The following is a 17,419-nucleotide window of genomic DNA, read 5'->3' as shown; positions in this document are numbered from 1 at the left end:
CAGATTCAGGAGCTACAGGGCGAGCTGGCGGGTGTATACGGCGAAATGAAGCGGCAGGCCGTGCTCGACCTGACGGAATTCGCCGGGTATGAAGCCGAGTTCAACATGACCCTGCTGGGCAAGATCGTGAAGACGGTGGTCCAGCTGAACAAGCCCAGCATCGAGCAGGTGGCCGCCGCAGCGCTGGCCGATCCCCTCGACCTGGAGGTCGGCAAAGGACGGCAGCGCATCAGCATCGCTGGCGCGCTGGACCAGTACGGCACCAAGAAGAGCGCCGAGATCATCAGCGAGATTCGCATGGGATCGGCACTGGGCGAGACGACCGGGCAGATCAGCCGGCGGCTCACCTCGTTGGGCGTGCAGCAGCGCGACCAGGCCGCATCGTTGGTTAGGACCATGACCAACCACATCGCCAGTTCCGCTCGGCAGCAGGTCATGGCCGACAACGACGACATCCTGAAGGGCAAGCGCCGCGTGGCCACGCTGGATGGCAGGACAACGCCGCTATGTCGTGCTCTGGACGGCACTGTGGTGCCTATGACCGCGCCGTCACCGCCATTCCATTGGAACTGCCGGACCTCCGAGATACCGGTGCTCAAGGATGAGTTTGCCCGGGAGATCCCCGGTTCAACCCGTCCAGCAGTCGGACCGGATGGTGCCGAGCAGGTCAGCAGCAAAACCACCTACGGCGAATGGCTCGCGAGGCAGCCAGCAGCCTTCCAAGAAGATGTGCTGGGGCCGGCCCGCTACAAGCTGTTCAGCAAAGGCGAGCTGACCATTGACAGATTTGTCGACGACGAAGGCCGCACCCTGACCCTCAGGCAGCTGCGCGAGCGTGAGCCGATGGCTTTTGAGAGGGCTGGATTGAACTGATCCGCTCCACAAAACACGCAGTCGCCATTTCGTGGCGCGCAATTCCAAGCCCTGGCTGAGCCGGGGCTTTTTTGTATCCGCAGGCAGGGCCTGCTCAACGTCTCTGGGAGACAGCAATGACCTTGAATTACCAACTGGACAGCCTTGAAGGCGTCGAAGAATCGGTAGCAGCCCTGTACGTAGAGAAGGACGGCAAGTTCGTCCTTGGCATCGAGGGGCTGCCGCGGCAGGAGGATGTCACCGGCCTGAAGGCCAAGGTGGAAGAACTCCTGGGCGAGAAGAAGGCGGCCGAGAAAGCCCGCCGTGAGGCCGAAGAAAAGGCGCGTGCCGAGGCCGAAGAGGCTGCCCGCAAGTCGGGCAACGTCGAGGAGCTCGAGAAGTCCTGGTCCGAGAAGTACAACCGCCGCGAAGCTGAACTGACCGGCACTCTCGAGAGCGAGCGCGCCACCCTTCAAGCTCAGATCCGGGATCTGACCGTGGGCCGCACCGCCACCGAGATCGCGACTGCTCTGGCCGTGCCAGGCAGCGCCAAGGCATTGCTTCCCCACATCGAACGCCGGCTGAGCGTCGAGCAGCGAGACGGTAAGCCCACCGTTGTCGTGCTGGACGCTGCCGGCAAGCTCTCGGCGGCAACGCTGGAAGAGCTGAAAGCAGAATTCACCAATGATCCGGCCTTTGGCCCGCTGATCGCTGGTAGCAAGGCATCTGGCGGCGGGGCCGGGGGTGCTGGAAAGGGCGGCGGGGCCGCAAAAGGAAACATCGGCGGCACCAAAGAGGAACGTACGGCGGCGATCGCTGGCCGGTTCCCAGACCTCCCACTGAAATAAGGAAAAACATCCATGTCCCTGACCCAAATGCAGGTCTTCAACGACTACATCATGCCGGCGACCATCGAGACGCTGGATCAGATGCTCGTTGCGTTCAACGCCGCCAGCCGCGGCGCCATCGTGCTGTCCCCGGACGGCTTCACTGGCGACTTCCTCCAAGAGTCGTTCTTCCAGACCCTGGCCGCCGCGCAGCGCCGGGTGGATCGCTACGCCGCCAACGGCGCTGCGCCGATCACCGACCTGACCGAGCTGAAAAACACCTCGGTGAAGGTGGCCGGCGGCTTCGGGCCCGTTCGCTACGAGCCGTCGCAGATGACCTGGCTGGAGCGCCCGACCGCCCAAGGCGTCGAGGTAGCATCCCGCGCGTTCGCCGAGATCCTGCTGAAGGACCAGCTGAACACCGCCATCGCCGCGCTGGTGGCCGCGATCACTGCCCAGGCCGCCGCCGTCAACGATGTTTCGGCAACCGCCGGCATCACTCAGGTCGGCCTGAACAACGCCCACGCCAAGTTCGGTGACGCCAGCCAGAACCTGGTAACCCAGGTGATGCAGGGCACCACCTACCACAAGCTGATCGGCCAAGCCCTGACCAACTCCGAGCAGCTGTTCCAGGCCGGCAACGTTCGCGTTGTCGACATTCTGGGCAAGGTCTCGGTGGTCACCGACGCGCCAGCCCTCATGCAGGCCGGCACTCCGAACAAGGAAATCATCCTGTCCCTGGTGCAGGGCGCCGCGCTGGTGCACGACGGTCGCAACATGGTCAGCAACGTCCAGACCTCCAACGGCAAAGAGCGCATCGAGACCACCCTGCAGGTGGACTACGACTTCGGCCTGGGCCTCAAGGGCTACACCTGGGATCAAACCAACGGCGGCAAGTCCCCGACCGATGCCGAGATCGCCACCGGTACGAATTGGGACAAGACCGCCACCAGCATCAAGCACACCGCCGGTGTGGCTCTGATCGGTGACGCTTCCAAGTAAACCCTGATAGCGGGCTGGGCCTATGGCCTGGCCTGCTGAGGACAAGCGCATGAGCAAGAACAACATCTGGTATCTAGCTGGACCGTTCCACCAGTACCAGGAAAACGTCAAGGAACTTGCCCGGGAACATGGCCTTGTCATTGTCGACGCCAACGTGGCAGAGGATCGCAAGGGCGCGGCCAAGGACGTCCCCGAGGTAACTATCCGCCCCGAGCTGCAGGCTTTGGCGGTAGTCGTAGAGGCGGGCTTCCTGAGCCAGGACGTTGTCGATCGTCTGACAGCAGAACTCGCTTCCATCGGGGTGATCGTCGAATCGTTCGCCGTTCAGAGCTTGGAGCGCCCGGTAGGCGAGCTGGGTGAAACCGCATCGCGCCTGTTCGAGGTGCTGGAGGCGGTGAATGCCGGAATCTCCAGCCTTAAGCGTGAGTGCGACGGTGAAGTGCAGAAAGTCGTAGGCCTGGAGCAGGAGAAGGTCGAACTGTTGAAGCAGATCGAAGCGCTTAAGGCTGCCAGTGTCGATCCGGAAGTCGAGGCGTTGAAAGCCGCCCTGGACAAGGCCGGCGTGACCTACCGATCCAACGCCTCCAAAGAGTCTCTGCAAAAGCAGGTTGCCGAACTCGGCCAGCAGTAATCCCGGGGCTGCGGCCCCAATCATTCAAGCGGAGGCCTGATGGCTACCTACATCACCGTGGCCGACGTGGACGCCATCCTCGGGCCTGACTGGGCAGCTCCAGAGCTGAAGGACGAGGCGGTCTTCGAGGCAAATGCCTACCTGACCGCGCTCAACCTGGTCGGCATCGACATGGACGACATCCCTGAGGATGTGAGGCAGGCAGGAGCGCGGCTGGCCAAGTGCGCCTCCCAAGGCAAGCTTTACCAGCAGCAGACCGAGGGCTCGCTCGAGGCGAAGACGGTCAAGGCCGGATCGGTATCTACCAGCAAGACCTTCGGCTCGATCGACAAGACCAGCACTGTCGCCCAGCCAGCCTGTGTGCAGCTGGCACTGGCCCTGCTGACGCCCTGGCGCAGCAATCCGTTCGCCTTTGCTGTGAAAAGGGGATAGCCATGGGGCTCCGCGACGAAATCCAGGCAGACCTGGCCGAGGCCTTCGACGAAGACCTGGCCGACGCCGTATCGACGTTCACCGGTACCTACATGGGTCCAGGTGTCTGGGACCCGGTAAACGAGACCACCACGGCGCAGCCAGTGACCTACACCGGGCGCGGCGTGCTCGACAGCTACGACAACCGGCGCATCGACGGCCTGAACATCTTGGTGGGCGACGTTCTGCTGATCTGTCTGGCCAATGAGGTCGCGGATAGGCCGGCCGTAGGGCACCTGATCACCGCCACCGACCTGATCACCGGCCTGCCGGTGACATACCGCGTCGTCAGCCCAGGTATCGATCCAGCCAAGGCGCACTACGAAATCCAGCTGAGGAAGTGACCATGGCCAAGAACAGAGGCTGGAGCACGCCGCCCAGCATGTTCACCGGGGTGGTTGAAGAGCAATTGAGCCAGCGCGTTAGGGTTATCGCCATGGCCATGCTCAACGAGATCGTTCTGCGGTCGCCGGTTGATACCGGGCGCTTCCGTGGTAACAACATCGTCAGTGTCGGGGCGCCGGTGTACACCAGCACCGTGAACGTCGATCCAGCGGGCGCCGAAACCATCCAGGCTGGTGTTCGAGCAGTCACCGGCCTGGAGCCATACACCCAGGTCTTCATCCAGAACAATTTGCCGTATGCAGGTCCGCTTGAGGATGGCCATTCCAAGCAGGCGCCGGCCGGCATCTACGCGGTGTCGTTCAACGGCGTTGCCGAGGCGTACAGGACATGACCTTCGAGCAGATCCGGGCCATCGTCACTGGCCGCATGGCGCAGTGGGCGGGCATTCCCGCGTCCGCTGTCGATTACCCGAACAACCCGCAGGGCCCGTTCGACCCGGCTGGTAAGCCAATCTGGGCCAGGCTGGCGGACGTTCCAGGCCTTTCCAGCGCACCAGAGGTCGGCATCGGGCCATGCGTGCGCCAGACCGGAATCGTCGTCATCCAACTGTTCGTGCCCAGCTACAGCGGCACGCTGTCTATCACCAGGGCTGTAGACACGCTGGTCGCCCAGTTCCAGCACTACAGCGCACCAGAAGGCCCGTTCGACTTTTTCGAGGCGTCCCCGCGGGTCGTTGGCGACGATGGCCACGGCTGGTACCAGGTCAACGTCTCCATCCCTTACAGGGCCTACTGATGAGCGAAACCATGAAGATCCGCATCTGTGGCGAGGTGGTTGATCGAGAGGTTGCGCACATCACGCGCGCGATCCAGCCTGACGGCTCTATGGTCGAGTACCCCGAGCCCCGCCTGGCGCACGACGAGGTGGTTTTCAGGCCTGACGATGACCCGCTGCCGATAATCGTGGTTCGCACCATACCGGCCTGAGCGCCGAATCCCTTCCTGCACCGCCACATGGCGGTTTTTTTACGCCTATCGATAGGAGAAACACCCCATGAGTAGCGGTGCAAAACGCTCGACCGCGTGGATTCGCGAAGTGACCCCGGGGATCACCCCGCCAGGCCCCTGGAACGTCCTGACCCGCGTCAGCTTCGGCCTGGTACCCACCTACAACACCGAAGAGAACAACGAGATCGGTGAGACACGCATGTCGCAGGGCACTGCCCAGACCACCGTGGATGTCGGCGGCGACATCGAGACCAAGTTCCGATACGGCGCCTTGGACGAATTTCTGGCCTCCTGCTTCGGCGCAGACTGGGTCGGCAACACTTTGACCATGGGTAACGAGCGAATCTCGTTCTCCATCGCCTCCTATGACGCTGATGTCGGTATCGCTGGTATCGCCCGGGGTGCTCAGGTTGACACGATCAACATCGAGGTCCCGAACGACAACGAGATCAGCGTTACCACCACGTTCATGGCCACCTCGTGGCAGGACAAGGCCGACAACACTTCCTTCATCGTCAGCCCAGCACCCGAGGCCAGCCAGCGGCGCTACGGCTTCAAGGACGTGACCGGGCTGAAGATCAACGGCGTGCAATTGGGTGATGACAACGCGTGCGTTGATACCTTCAACCTGCAATTCGCCAACAACTCGCAGACCCAGCGATGCATCGGCAACGGCAACCCGTTCGCTGGAAACATCATCCAGACCACCTTCGTGCCTGGCGGATCGATCACACTTAGCTGGTCCAAGACCGCTTACGAGTACTGGAAGGCCCAGCAGACCGGTGGTGCGCTGAGCTTCGAGTTCACGCTGAACAACGCCGACGGCGGCTACACCTTCTTCATCCCCGAGATGGAAGTGAGCGGCGACTGGCCGGACGGTGGTGCTACCGACATCATTCAGGTGGAACTGGAATACACAGCCCGTCGCGTTCCGCCGACCATCACCCGTCTGCCGGCGCCGATCGCCATCGACGCGGTAACCGTGACCCCAGCCACCCTGAGCCTGGCCGTTGATGAAACCGGCGACCTCGAAGCTGTTGTGACTCCGGTAGGCGCGAGCCAGCTGGTCACCTGGACCAGTTCCGACCAGGCGATCGCCACCGTGAGCGCTACCGGCCTGGTAACTGGCGTCGCAGCCGGCACCGCCACCATCACCGCGACCAGCGCCGCAGACGGCACCAAGACCGACGCCTGCGCTGTCACCGTCACCGCTTAACTCTTCGCCCGGCGCGCCCTGCGGTGTGCGTCGGGACTTTTACCGCAGAGGAACACCATGGCCTTCACCATTGCAAAGAAGCCTGAGCTGGATATCAACGGCGAGCGCTGGGTCGAGTTTGCCCCGGGCGCAGAGATCCTCGTCGGCTCGATCGCCAACCCGCTGTACAAGTCGCATCAGGCGCTGATCAATCGCCACCTGGCCGCAATCAATCAGCAAGCCCGGGTTGGAACGGCCGAATTCAACCTGGCAGATCTCCCGGATGTTGAACTGGAGACCGACGATGATCTGTTCGTCGAACTGGTGGCCAAGCACCTGATAAAGGACTGGAAGGGCGTCGATGTCGAAGAGAAGCCAGGCGAGCCGGCTCCCTACAGCGCCGAGTTGTGCATTGCGCTGATCAACCAGATGCCAAGCGTCTACTTCCTGGCCCTGCGCACTGCAACCGACATCGCCCGTCGCGTCGAGGAGAAGGCCGCAGCCACCGCGGAAAAGCAGTAGCGGCATACCTGTGGGGGCGCGAGTGGGCTGGCGATGCCAACGAAAAGAAGCGCTGGAGGCATGAGCGGCTTGGCTCTGGAGTGCCCGAGGCGCCAGAGATCGACGGCGTAACTGCCGAGATCCTTGAGGCCTACGCCTACATCAGCCGGTCACGTCAGTACGTCGGCATGGTCGGCGCGCCTGCACCCATTCCGCCTTCGGCCATAACCGAATACCTCGACCGCTACCCATCGGCGATATGCCGCGAAGAGTTCGATGCAGCCGTCTTTGCCCTCGATGACCAGTTCCGTAAGCACTGGGAGGAGCAGAGCGAGAAAGCCCAGGCCGCCGCTGAGGCCAAAAACAAACCCAAGAGGCGTTGACGCCGGAGGAATCACATGGCGCAGGAATCACGCCTTGCGGTGACGATCGACTCGCGCGGAGCCAAGCGAAATGCGGATGACCTGACCGGTTCTCTCCAGCAAATGGAACGGGCAGGGGATGCGGCCGCATCTTCGGCAGATGGTGTTTCAGACAGTCTTGATGATCAGCGCCGCGCACTCTCCCAGCTGCTTGGCCAGATCAATCCGACGACAGCCGCACTTGGTCGGCTGGATGACATGCAGGAAAAGCTGGCCAAGTTCAAAAAGGCCGGTATCGTCGAGAGCGACACATTCGTCGAGTACACCGATCGTATCAACACGATGCGTGCTGCGCTCGGTGAAACCGCTGATGGCATGAACCGGGCGGGAATGTCTGCCAAGGCCTATCAGGCGGCGCTGCGTGGAGTGCCGGCGCAGTTCACCGATATCGCGGTGAGCCTTCAAGCCGGGCAATCCCCCTTGACAGTGTTTCTGCAGCAAGGCGGGCAGCTCAAGGACATGTTCGGCGGTGCCGGACCAGCTGCCCGAGCGCTTGGTGGGTACATCGTTGGGCTGATAAATCCATTCACTTCGGCTGCCGCTGCTGCGGGCGTTCTAGCCCTGGCATATCACCAGGGGAGCGAGGAGTCGGAGCGGTTCTCAAATGCCCTGATTGAGAACGGCAACGCAGCTGGATTGACGGCCAACCAACTGATCGACATGGCCAACCAGGTGGCGGCGACTAGCGGCACAGTTGGTGCGGCTGCTGGTGTGCTGACGCAGCTGGCTGCTTCCGGCAACCCGCTGCGCACAATGTACGTTGAAATCACCCAGGCCTCTCTGGCTTGGTCGAAACAAACTGGACGGGATATCACGGATGTAGTCCAGACCTTCAACGACATTGGCAAAAGCCCTGTTGAGGCCATCAAGAAGCTCGACGGCGAACTGAACATCCTCACCGCCTCGCAATACGCCAACATCCAGTCCCTGCAGGAGCAGGGAAGGACAATGGACGCTGCTGCCATGGCAGCCGGCCTGTACGCCGAGGCCATCAGCAGCCGCGCAGGGGAGATAGAGCGTAACCTTGGCGCCCTGGAGTCAGCCTGGCAGTCCATCACTGGCGCGGCCAAGAAAGCATGGGATGCCATGCTGGACGTGGGCCGCGACCAATCAATCGAAGAACAGATCGCCAACACCGAGAAGCTGATTGCTCAGCGCAAGGGCGGCATCATTGGTTTCTTCGCTGGGGATGACGATCAAACTCTCCGCGGGCTAGAAACCAGGCTTAAGCAACTGCAGAAGGCGCTGGCAAGCAACGCCGCCCAGGCAGCACAGGATGCCAGTAATAAAGCGCTACAGGATGCCGGGAAGAAAGGCGTTGACCTGATCAACTCGACGTACAAGTCGTCGCTCACCCAGACACAGAAGCTGCAAAAGCAACTGACTGATCTGGAAAAAGCTCGCAAGGACGCGATTGCAGCTGGTGGCTTCACCGCAGCAGAAGAAGAAAAATATGCGAAGTCCCGCAAGAGCATCGAGCAGGAAATCGCGGAAATCAAGACCCGCGAGGCGAAGAAGAATGCTCCCAAGGGCGCCAACAAAGGTGTCTCTGAGGCTGAAACAACATTCGCCCGCTTGTACGGCCAGTATGACCCTGCAGCCCAAGCCGCTCGCACCCTGACAAAGGAGCAAACCCAGCTGCAGCTTGCTCTGGACCGAGGCAAAATCAGCCAGGAAGAGTACGGCAAGGCGCTGGCGCAGGCCTCGATCAACTACGCCTCAGCCATCAAGGGTGCCCAAGGCCTCACCCAGGCCGAGCAGTACCGGGCACAGCTTGAGCGGCAGCTCGCCAATCAGCGGAACGAGTACAGTATTGCTGCGGCGGGCGTCGGCATGGGCGACCAGCAGACCCAGCGCCTTCAGCAGCGCGTGCAGCTCGAGCAGCAGACCAACGACCGCATCCTGCAACTGCGAACCGAACTGGCCAACGCCACGACGGAGAAGCAGCGCCAGGACCTGCAAGCGCAGATCGACCTGACCAACGAGTTCCTGCCGCGTCAGCTGGAAGCTCTGCAGAACGGCTGGGCCCAGATGGATCAGGCCATGCTCAACCCGATCAACGGGTGGACAGCCGCCGTGCAGAACTTCGGCGTCCAGGCAACGAACGTGGCAGGACAAACCCAGTCGATCTTCTCGACTGCGTTCGGTTCTGTTACCCAGGGCATCACCGATCAGATCATGAACCTCAACCTGTCGTTCCAAAGTCTGGGCGACTTGGGCAAGAACGTGCTGCGGGAGATCGTGGCAGGGTTCGTGAAGATGGGCGTGCAAATGGGGCTGAATGCCGCCTTGGCAGCTACCCTCGGCACCGCTACCGCAGGCACGTCCATCGCTCTGGCTGGCACCACCGCTGCAGCATGGGCGCCGGCCGCCGCTTTGGCGTCTCTGGCGAGCTTCGGCGGAAACTCTGTGCCGGCTGCGGCGGCCCTGACCTCGACCACGGCACTAGCCACCACCCTGGCAGCTGTTCCAGGGTTCGCCACCGGTGGCTACTTCACAGGCTCCGGCACCGGAACCTCTGACAGCAACCTGGCCAAGATCAGCAATGGCGAATTCATCGTAAACGCTGCGGCGACCAGGAAGAACCGGGCGTTGCTCGAGGCGATCAACTCTGGCGAGCGGGTGTCAACTTCGGGAAGTGCTGGAGTTGGAACTGGCGGCTCTCCAATGCCTCAGCCAATCGTCCAGATCTACCAGGATCCATCTCGCGCAGGAACATCGCAGGTCACCCGAGAAGGGAATCAGGACTTCATCAAGGTTTGGGTGGCCAGCATCATGGGTGATGGCGAGGCAGACCAGGCTATGCGGGCAAAATACGGACTACAAGGGGTTGGCTCATGATCGAATACCCAGCAGAGCTACCTTTACCGCTGCAAGATGGATACGGCCTGGAAACCCCTGTTGATCCGATGCTGCGCACACCGATGGAGTCGGGAAGGGCGCGCCAGAGGTTGAATTTCGATGAGGTGCCTTACCTGATAAACGCTAAATGGAACTGCGACCGCAACCAGATGGCGTTCTTCCAGGGATGGTACGCACGGACGCTGGTTCAGGGCGTGGAGCGGTTCAAGGCAACGCTCCTGACGCCGATCGGATTTCAAGAGTATGAGTGCCGATTCACCGGGCATTACACCGGACCAACTCTGGTGCAAGTCAGCCGCTGGGAATATTCGGCGACCCTAGAATTGCGCGAGCCGCCTCTGATCCAGCCGGGCTGGGAGGATTTCCCTGAGTTCTGGTTCATGATGAACATCATCGACATGGCGGTGAACAGGGAGTGGCCAGAAGCATGACCACTTCCACCATTCTTGAGCAGATCTACCGGGAAGCCGTCGCCTCAGGAGGCAAAGAGGCATTCGTCCGCACGCTTGAGATCACCTGCCCAGCATGGTCGCAACCTGTGCTCATCTGCAACGGTTTCAAGGACCGGGTGTGCGGCACCGAAGATGGTCGACTGCTGACATTCGAGGCCGCAAACATTGGTATCGCGCTGGCCGCCAAGAACAACAAGGGCAACCAGGCTCTGGCGTTTGGGGTGGACAACACAACGGGCAGGGTCCAGCAGTTTGCTGATGAGGCCATCGACGCAAATGCCAGGGTAACAGCGATCTACCGTGTGTATCTGGCAAGCGACCTGTCCGCACCATGCGAGAGGCCCTATCGCATGTCGGTGGATAGCGATTCCTTCGAGCGAAACCAGGCCACCTTGCAGTGCGGATTCTTCGATCTGATCGGCACCGCTTGGCCGCGTGCGCTTTACACGACCAATTTCGTGCCAGGCCTCAAATACCTCTAAGGGGTTCCCCTATGAAATGGATCAACAAATACCTGTCTTGCAGGTATGAGGATGGCGCGCGCGGGCCGGAAATGTTCGATTGCTGGGGCCTGGTCAGGGAGGCTCGGCACCTGCACATGGGCAAGCGGCTGCTGCCGAGCTGGGGGCATGTGCGCAACACCGACCCACGGGAGTTCACCCGGGCGTACCGGGCTGAGGCCGTCCACATGGAAGTGTGCCAGCCAGAGCATGGCGCTATCGCCGCTGTGATGCGCGGCCACATCTGTGTGCACGTCGCCTTGGTCGTCCAGGCAGGCGGCCGGCTGAAGATCCTCGAAATCAACCCATCGCGCGGCGCACGCTGCCTCCCGCTTTCCCAGTGGAAGCGCGACCACAACACCGTCATTTACTACCGAGACCGGGAATGATCGAAATCTATGCCAACAAGCTCGCTGGCGGGCCTGCCGAGGTGCGCCCGGTCGAAAGCCGGCAAAGCCTGCTTGCCTGGTTCCGTGCTGACGGCCTGCCAGAAGAGGTCGAGCCGGCGGCGCTGCCAATGAGCGTGTTCGTCAACGGTGAGCGCGCGCTACCCACCCAGTGGGCGACCATCGAGTTCGGTCCCGAGGACTGCGTCCAGATCTACCGCGAGCCGAAAGGCACCGACCCATTCTCGATCACCCTGGCCCTGGTGTTCGGCGCTAAGGCGGTCCTTGGTGCACTGATGCCGAAAATGCCTTCGCTGAATAGCAGGAGCAACACGAAGCGCGGGAATGATCTTGGGCTGGCCACGGTGAAAGGTAACCAGGTCAAACTGAACTCGGTGATCCGAGAAATCGCCGGAAGGCAGCGGCCATACCCTGACTATGCGCTGCCGCCAAATCGATACTTTGATGACCCGCGTTCGCAGTGGATCGAGATGCTGCTTGTGGTAGGTCGCGGCAAGTACGACATACCTGCAGGCAGCATCCTTATAGGTGATACGCCCCTGATCTCGTTGGGTGCCGATGCGCAGTACCAGATTTACGGACCCGGAGCCAATCTCAGTGCTGAGCCTGCTGCGAAGTGGTGGCACTCCGCTCCTGAGGTGGGCGCGACATCAACCGGTACGGCGGGTATCGAGCTCAAGGCTACATACGCTGTAGATCCTGTTCCTGACGCTCAGTCGTTCCAGTTCGCTGGCAAGACGGTCACCATCCCGAGCGGCGCTGGCGCGTTTCCCTCTGGTTGGGCTGCCGGCATGATCGTGCGCATCGTCGTCGGTTACACCTACGACGTGATCGATGGAGGGGCAGGGCGCGACATCATCCGCGGAAATCTTGACCAGGTTGCGCCATATGTCGGCATGCCGATTGAGATCGTTGGTGCGAACGAAGGCAGCTATACGGTAGCCACATACACGCCTGGCGTGGGCACCGCTCCAGATGAGATGACGCTGAACTGGGCCTCCGGAGGTGCTGCAACTGGGCTGACGATTGGAACTGGCTTGCGGATGAGCATCGGATTCCGGGGGCTGCGGTACCGTATAACGGCGGCAAGCACCTCTTCGATCTCCGTGGAGCGGATAAATGCGGTAGGAGATAACGACCCAGCCTGGCCAGGGTTCGACGCCCTGACGACATCGACCGCGCTGTTGCAATTGGATGGATCCACACAGGAGGGTGACTGGTCCGGCCCTTATGCGGCCTGCCCTGCAGGAACGACGACGAGCCGTATTGCCTGGGACATTTTCTTCCCTCAGGGGTTGACTCATGTAGGAGAAAATACCGGTAAAACTCGGGATTTCTCCGTGACGGTTGAGCTTCAATACCGCGACATTGCAACTGCCGGCGCTTGGACTTCCTTCAAGAAAACCTACACCCAGGCCACGCTCGACCAGCTTGGGTTCACTGAATTTTTAAACATTCCGCTGATGCGGCCCGAGGTTCGCCTGCGTCGAATCGGGGCGAAGTCCACAAGCACGTCGGACGCAAACACCGTCCAATGGTACGGCTTGAGATCCAATCTCCCTGCGCCGACGCGGTATGACGGCGTAACAACCATGGCCGTTCGGGTAAAAGGCGGGAACCGCATTGCTTCCCAGTCTGAAAGCCAGGTATCGGTGGTTGCCACTCGCATTCTGCCTACGCGAAGAAACGGCGCCTGGACTGCCGAGGAGCCTACTCGAGATATCTCTGCCTGGATTGGCTACATCGCTCAAAGCGTCGGCTATTCGATTGCGGACGGGAATTCAGACCTTGACCTGGAGGAGCTGGATCGCTTGCAGGAGATCTGGACAGCCCGTGGCGACTACTTCGACAGAACGATCGAGGACGCAAGCACGGTGAAGGCCTGCATGATCGAATGCCTGCAGGCAGGCTTCGCTGAGCTGACCATTGATCGCGGCCTTATCCGACCGGTTCGTGACGAGCCCCGCGGCCCAGACTTCGATCACATGTACAACCCGGAGGTAATGACCAAGCCTCTCAAGCGCGAAGCCGAGCATGTCACGGAAGATGACTTCGACGGGGTCGATGTCGAATACCTCGACGGTGGAACCTGGCAGATCGAGACCGTGGAATGTCGACTCGCAGGAGATGCCGGCACACGAACAGAAAAGATCAAGATCGAAGGGGTGACCGACCGAACCCGTGCATGGCGCATTGGGATGCGGCGCCGCCGTCAGCAGGTCTACCAGCGCAAGCGTTACAGCTTCTCCACGGAACTGGATGCGCTGAACAGCGGCTATCTGGACTATGCCCTGCTGGGCGATACCACCCCTGGGTATGGTCAGAGCGCAATGCTCAAGGGTTATGCGCAGCTGGGCGGCCAGCACATGCTGGTCTCCTCGGAGCGGCTGGACTGGTCTGCTGGAGGCGAGCATTGGATTGCGCTTCGCCGCCGAGACGGTAGCGCCTCTGGGCCATACGTCGCAACGCGCATTGACGACTACCGACTGACTATTCCGTCTCTGGACTTCGTACCGGTGCTGGACAGCGCTATGGACGCGCCTGTGCTGCAGTTCGGGCCAAAGGCCAAGTTCTGCTATCCGGCCCTGATCAAAGAAGTAAACCCCAGCGGCACCGTGAGCTGCAACGTCACCGCAGTGAATTACGACGAACGCATCTACCTCGACGACAACAATTTCCCGCCGGCCTGACCGGATCCTGAAACGAGCATGCCCGCCACTGAGCGGGCTTTTTTATGCCCGGAGAAAATATGCGCTACAACACTGGCAACCCAGTTGGAACCGATGGCTCGAGCGATCCGCGCGACCTCTACGATAACTCTGGTGTGATCGACGTTTGGGCAACTGATCGCACGAGAGTCACTGCGCCTGACCGGCTTGGTGTCGAACGCAGGACCCTGTATGGAATGGAACAACAGGTGGCCGAGTGGTTAGCCGCACAAGGCTTTGAGCCAGTTCCGTTAATCTATGTGGATGGCACGCAGCTTACCGTTGATCGACCAACACAGTTGATCCAGCGAAACGACAATCTTTATAGCGTCAAGCTGCCAGCCACCTTCCCAGTGGGGCTCAGCGGAACCTGGGCTGATGATCAAAACCTCCTGGTAGCACAGGTTGATCGGTCGCTGCGCGATGAACTGGCAAGCGCTTCCGGTGCGAGCATGATCGGTTACCGCCAGCGTACCGTTGCCGATCGGCTGAACGACACTGCCAACGTCAAGGACTATGGTGCGATCGCTGATGGCACCTATCATCCGCTGTCCGAGCGCTTCGCATCTCTGGCGCAGGCCCAGGTCGTATATCCGCACGCTACCGCGTTGACTGACTCCATCGACTGGGCTGCCTACCAGGCGGCGATCAATAGCGGATGCCCTCGTGTCCATGCTCCTGGCGGCCATTACGTCATGAACAAGGGCACGCTGGCGACTCGGGACATCGTTTATACCGGCGACGGGTATTCGACTCGAGTTGATTTCAGCATGGCTTCCGGGCCTGGAAGCTGCATGTTGACTCAAGGCGAATTGACGCAGATCGGCGGTCTTGGCGCGAGTATCGTAAAGGGAGCCAGGTCGATTACGTTTGCCGCTGCTCCCGACCTTGTGCCGGGCGACGTAATCGTGGTGTACAACCCTACCAATGGATCATGGTTGGCAGACCGGGACCCTTACCGTGCTGGCGAGATGTGGAAGGTGCACTCGATCAGCGGAAACGTTGCCACGATCTATGGCAATAGTTCTTCCGTCTATCTTTCAAGTGAAGTACAGGTTTACCGCTTGCGTGGCGTGAGAGTCTCGGCCAACGAGATGCACTTTTCGCCATCGGACACATACTCAATCGCGCCATTTAAGGTTTTGTTTGGTGACGGCGTGAAGGTGTCTAATTATTGGGCAAGTGACGTAACACTTTATACCGGTCTTGAGGTTGAGCGCTGCTTCGATGTGATGATCAACATGGCGTCAACGCCAAACCGATCGCCAGCGGTGAATGATGAGTACGGCCTAACTATCTCAAATTGTCATAATTTTGCGGTGTATGGCGGTAACGCTGCAGCTACACGTCATGCTGTTGCCATTGGCGGCATGGACGATATCTGCTGTGTGCCGAACCGGCATGGCCTGATCTATGGAATGTTGCTGGATAACGTCGACATCGCCTCTGATATTGGCGCTGGCGACATGCACGGAAATGCCGACAAAATCACTTATGACAACTGTGTGTTCCGCAACGGCGTGATCATGTCGGGTCGCGATGCAACAGTTCGGAATAGCCTCATTTATGGAGTCTCAAGTGCTGACGGCGAGTGCATCTATGGAACAGAAATCTATGGTGGAACATTCACCATCGAAAACAATAAGTTCATAAGCTATGGGATTGGTGCATCTGTAGGTTATATCCATCTATCTCCAGGGACCAGCCTGGCCGAAGCGCTGCTGATCGTAGCCAGAAACAATACCTTCGAGCTCCCTAATGCTGGTGCTACTTCTAAACCAATGTTCCTGAGGGCGAGAAATAGTCCTCGCCCATGCAGCGTGAACATCAATGGTATGCATATCCACATGGCTGCCGTGGCATTGCAGGGATTCTTGGCGGCGGATGACCAGATCAAGGCAACGCTTGATAGCAATTATCTGATCATTGATAACGTTTATGGGCCGGCTGGCACTCCATTATTGGTGGCCACGGCAAAAAATGCCAACGTTCCAACAAGGCAGATGCGCCAGGCCGGCGCAGTTAACGTAACGACTACTGCAGCTGCAACTATCGCAGCCCCAGCTCAAACTATTCGCTACCCGTACTCGAAGCTGCCGAACGTCTCAGTGGCAGTATCCAGCCAATCGGGCGGCGACCAAAGTACTGTTGGTTCCGTGGCACCGATCCCGATTGCTTATAACGTAGGTACAGGCAACATTCGCCCAGCAATGATTGCCTCATCTGGTAGCTTTGCATCTGGCAATACGGCAAGGCTTCATTGGGTGGCAAGCCTGGACGATATCTAAAAATAGGGGCTTATGCCCCTATTCATTTAAGGCACCAAAAGCTCTGCGGATTTCGTTGCTCCGCTGTTGTTGGCCCCGCCTGCTACCAGGACGCTACCGTCCTTAAGCTTCGTGCAGGTAGGGAAGGCGCGCGCAGTGCCCATGGAAGGGCCTGCAGAGAACTTCCCGGTGGATGGATCAAATACCTCTGTGGTTGCAGTGAAGTCGCTACCAGTATGGCCGCCGGCGACCAGCACCCGTCCGTCATTCAAAAGCACCGAACAATGCTCGCGGCGCGGGCTCACCATCTTGGCTGTCTGCTTGATTTTCCCGTTGCTGTAAATTTCTGCGGTATCAAGGGTGCCGCTTTCGTTCATTCCGCCAGTGAACAGAATGCGCCCATCCCGGAGAGTTGTGGCCTTGTGCTGTTTGCGCGCAGTGACCAGGTCAGGACCGACTTTTACCGTGTTGCTTTTCTCGTCGTAGATGACGGTCTCTTTCAAAAACACCTGCTTGAAGTCGACGATCTTCATACCGCCAGCAAGAAGGGTCTTACCCTTGCCGATGTCGCTAATGGTGTCCATGGCTCGGCCTGTTGGCAGTACCGGACCGGCGGTGAAGGTGTTGCTTTTCGGGTCGAACAGCTCGGTGGAAGCGATGTAGCCAAGCTTCTCGCTGTCCCCGCCTTCAATGAAGACTTTGCCGTTGCCCAGATCGATCGTGCGTTGATTGTCACGATTCTCGACCAGTTGCGGTCCTTTGCTGAAGCTTTTGCCGTCGTAGAATTCAGACGTTTGCAGGAACTGTCCCGCCTTACTGAAGCCTGCGGTGATCAGCACGCGCCCGTCAGGAAGCAGGTTCATGGCATGTACGAAGCGCGGCTCGGTCATCATGCCGGCATCGGTGAACTTCTTGGTTTTCGGATCAAATACCTGCGCGTTAGGGAAGGTCTGAAGTAACCCTGTATTTC

Annotated in this window: 19 protein-coding genes; 18 read left to right on the top strand and 1 reads right to left on the bottom strand. The window is 60.0% G+C overall.

All coding sequences use genetic code 11. The features are described 5' to 3' along the window. The 18 genes from HMPREF3173_RS01875 to HMPREF3173_RS01790 all read left to right on the top strand — a co-directional run. On the top strand, positions 1–873 hold an 873-nt coding region (locus tag HMPREF3173_RS01875; RefSeq protein ID WP_070571308.1), incomplete at its 5' end, for a minor capsid protein. A 116-nt stretch (positions 874–989) separates the two neighbouring features. Next, entirely contained in the window at positions 990–1,700 is a 711-nt protein-coding gene (locus HMPREF3173_RS01870; protein WP_070571303.1) for a hypothetical protein, read from the top strand. A 12-nt stretch (positions 1,701–1,712) separates the two neighbouring features. Then, entirely contained in the window at positions 1,713–2,681 is a 969-nt protein-coding gene (locus HMPREF3173_RS01865) for a major capsid protein (protein WP_070571301.1), read from the top strand. A gap of 49 nt (positions 2,682–2,730) precedes the next feature. Beyond that, on the top strand, positions 2,731–3,312 hold the full coding sequence (locus HMPREF3173_RS01860) for a hypothetical protein (protein ID WP_070571306.1): 582 nt from the start codon (positions 2,731–2,733) through the stop codon (positions 3,310–3,312). A gap of 39 nt (positions 3,313–3,351) precedes the next feature. Further along, on the top strand, positions 3,352–3,744 hold the full coding sequence (locus tag HMPREF3173_RS01855; protein WP_070571299.1) for a protein singed: 393 nt from the start codon (positions 3,352–3,354) through the stop codon (positions 3,742–3,744). A gap of 2 nt (positions 3,745–3,746) precedes the next feature. Further along, positions 3,747–4,127, top strand: a complete 381-nt coding sequence (locus tag HMPREF3173_RS01850; protein WP_070571298.1) for a glutamate 5-kinase — start codon at positions 3,747–3,749, stop codon at positions 4,125–4,127. A 2-nt stretch (positions 4,128–4,129) separates the two neighbouring features. Further along, positions 4,130–4,519: an HK97 gp10 family phage protein gene (locus HMPREF3173_RS01845; RefSeq protein ID WP_070571296.1), complete on the top strand. Its 390-nt coding sequence runs from the start codon at positions 4,130–4,132 to the stop codon at positions 4,517–4,519. Then, positions 4,516–4,923 carry a phage tail terminator-like protein gene (locus HMPREF3173_RS01840; RefSeq protein WP_070571295.1) on the top strand — a complete coding sequence of 136 codons (408 nt, stop codon included), beginning with the start codon at positions 4,516–4,518 and terminating at the stop codon, positions 4,921–4,923. The genes HMPREF3173_RS01845 and HMPREF3173_RS01840 overlap by 4 nt, the downstream gene beginning before the upstream one ends. Continuing rightward, a complete protein-coding gene (locus HMPREF3173_RS01835) occupies positions 4,923–5,114 on the top strand; it encodes a hypothetical protein (protein WP_070571293.1) in 192 nt (63 codons plus the stop codon). The genes HMPREF3173_RS01840 and HMPREF3173_RS01835 overlap by 1 nt, the downstream gene beginning before the upstream one ends. Positions 5,115–5,181: 67 nt before the next feature. Next, positions 5,182–6,351, top strand: a complete 1,170-nt coding sequence (locus tag HMPREF3173_RS01830) for a phage tail tube protein (RefSeq protein ID WP_070571292.1) — start codon at positions 5,182–5,184, stop codon at positions 6,349–6,351. Between the two features lie 57 nt (positions 6,352–6,408). Beyond that, complete coding sequence (locus HMPREF3173_RS01825) at positions 6,409–6,852, top strand: hypothetical protein (RefSeq protein ID WP_070571290.1); 444 nt, start codon at positions 6,409–6,411, stop codon at positions 6,850–6,852. 80 nt (positions 6,853–6,932) lie between these two features. After that, on the top strand, positions 6,933–7,214 hold the full coding sequence (locus HMPREF3173_RS01820) for a hypothetical protein (protein WP_256543742.1): 282 nt from the start codon (positions 6,933–6,935) through the stop codon (positions 7,212–7,214). Positions 7,215–7,229: 15 nt separating this feature from the next. Beyond that, entirely contained in the window at positions 7,230–10,094 is a 2,865-nt protein-coding gene (locus tag HMPREF3173_RS01815; protein ID WP_070571288.1) for a phage tail length tape measure family protein, read from the top strand. Next, positions 10,091–10,546 (top strand): transposase, encoded by a 456-nt coding sequence (locus HMPREF3173_RS01810; RefSeq protein ID WP_070571286.1) that lies wholly within the window; start codon positions 10,091–10,093, stop codon positions 10,544–10,546. The genes HMPREF3173_RS01815 and HMPREF3173_RS01810 overlap by 4 nt, the downstream gene beginning before the upstream one ends. Then, entirely contained in the window at positions 10,543–11,049 is a 507-nt protein-coding gene (locus HMPREF3173_RS01805; RefSeq protein WP_070571284.1) for a DUF1833 family protein, read from the top strand. Before HMPREF3173_RS01810 ends, HMPREF3173_RS01805 begins: the two co-directional genes overlap by 4 nt. Positions 11,050–11,060: 11 nt before the next feature. Further along, positions 11,061–11,456, top strand: coding sequence for a hypothetical protein (locus tag HMPREF3173_RS01800; protein WP_070571282.1), 396 nt, complete (start codon positions 11,061–11,063; stop codon positions 11,454–11,456). Further along, positions 11,453–14,164 (top strand): host specificity factor TipJ family phage tail protein, encoded by a 2,712-nt coding sequence (locus HMPREF3173_RS01795; RefSeq protein WP_070571280.1) that lies wholly within the window; start codon positions 11,453–11,455, stop codon positions 14,162–14,164. Before HMPREF3173_RS01800 ends, HMPREF3173_RS01795 begins: the two co-directional genes overlap by 4 nt. 59 nt (positions 14,165–14,223) lie before the next feature. Continuing rightward, the gene (locus HMPREF3173_RS01790) at positions 14,224–16,470 is read left to right on the top strand and encodes a phage tailspike polysaccharide lyase family protein (RefSeq protein WP_070571279.1); all 2,247 of its coding nucleotides are present in this window, start codon (positions 14,224–14,226) and stop codon (positions 16,468–16,470) included. Positions 16,471–16,496: 26 nt separating this feature from the next. Here HMPREF3173_RS01790 and HMPREF3173_RS01785 read toward each other — a convergent pair. Beyond that, positions 16,497–17,419, bottom strand: a 923-nt coding sequence (locus tag HMPREF3173_RS01785) for a Kelch repeat-containing protein (protein ID WP_218188837.1), incomplete at its 5' end; no start/stop codon positions are given.

The organism is Pseudomonas sp. HMSC08G10, from assembly GCF_001808425.1.
Classification (GTDB): domain Bacteria; phylum Pseudomonadota; class Gammaproteobacteria; order Pseudomonadales; family Pseudomonadaceae; genus Aquipseudomonas; species Aquipseudomonas guariconensis.
Note: the sequence above shows the minus strand (reverse complement) of the source record. Positions and strands in the feature narration are given on the sequence as shown.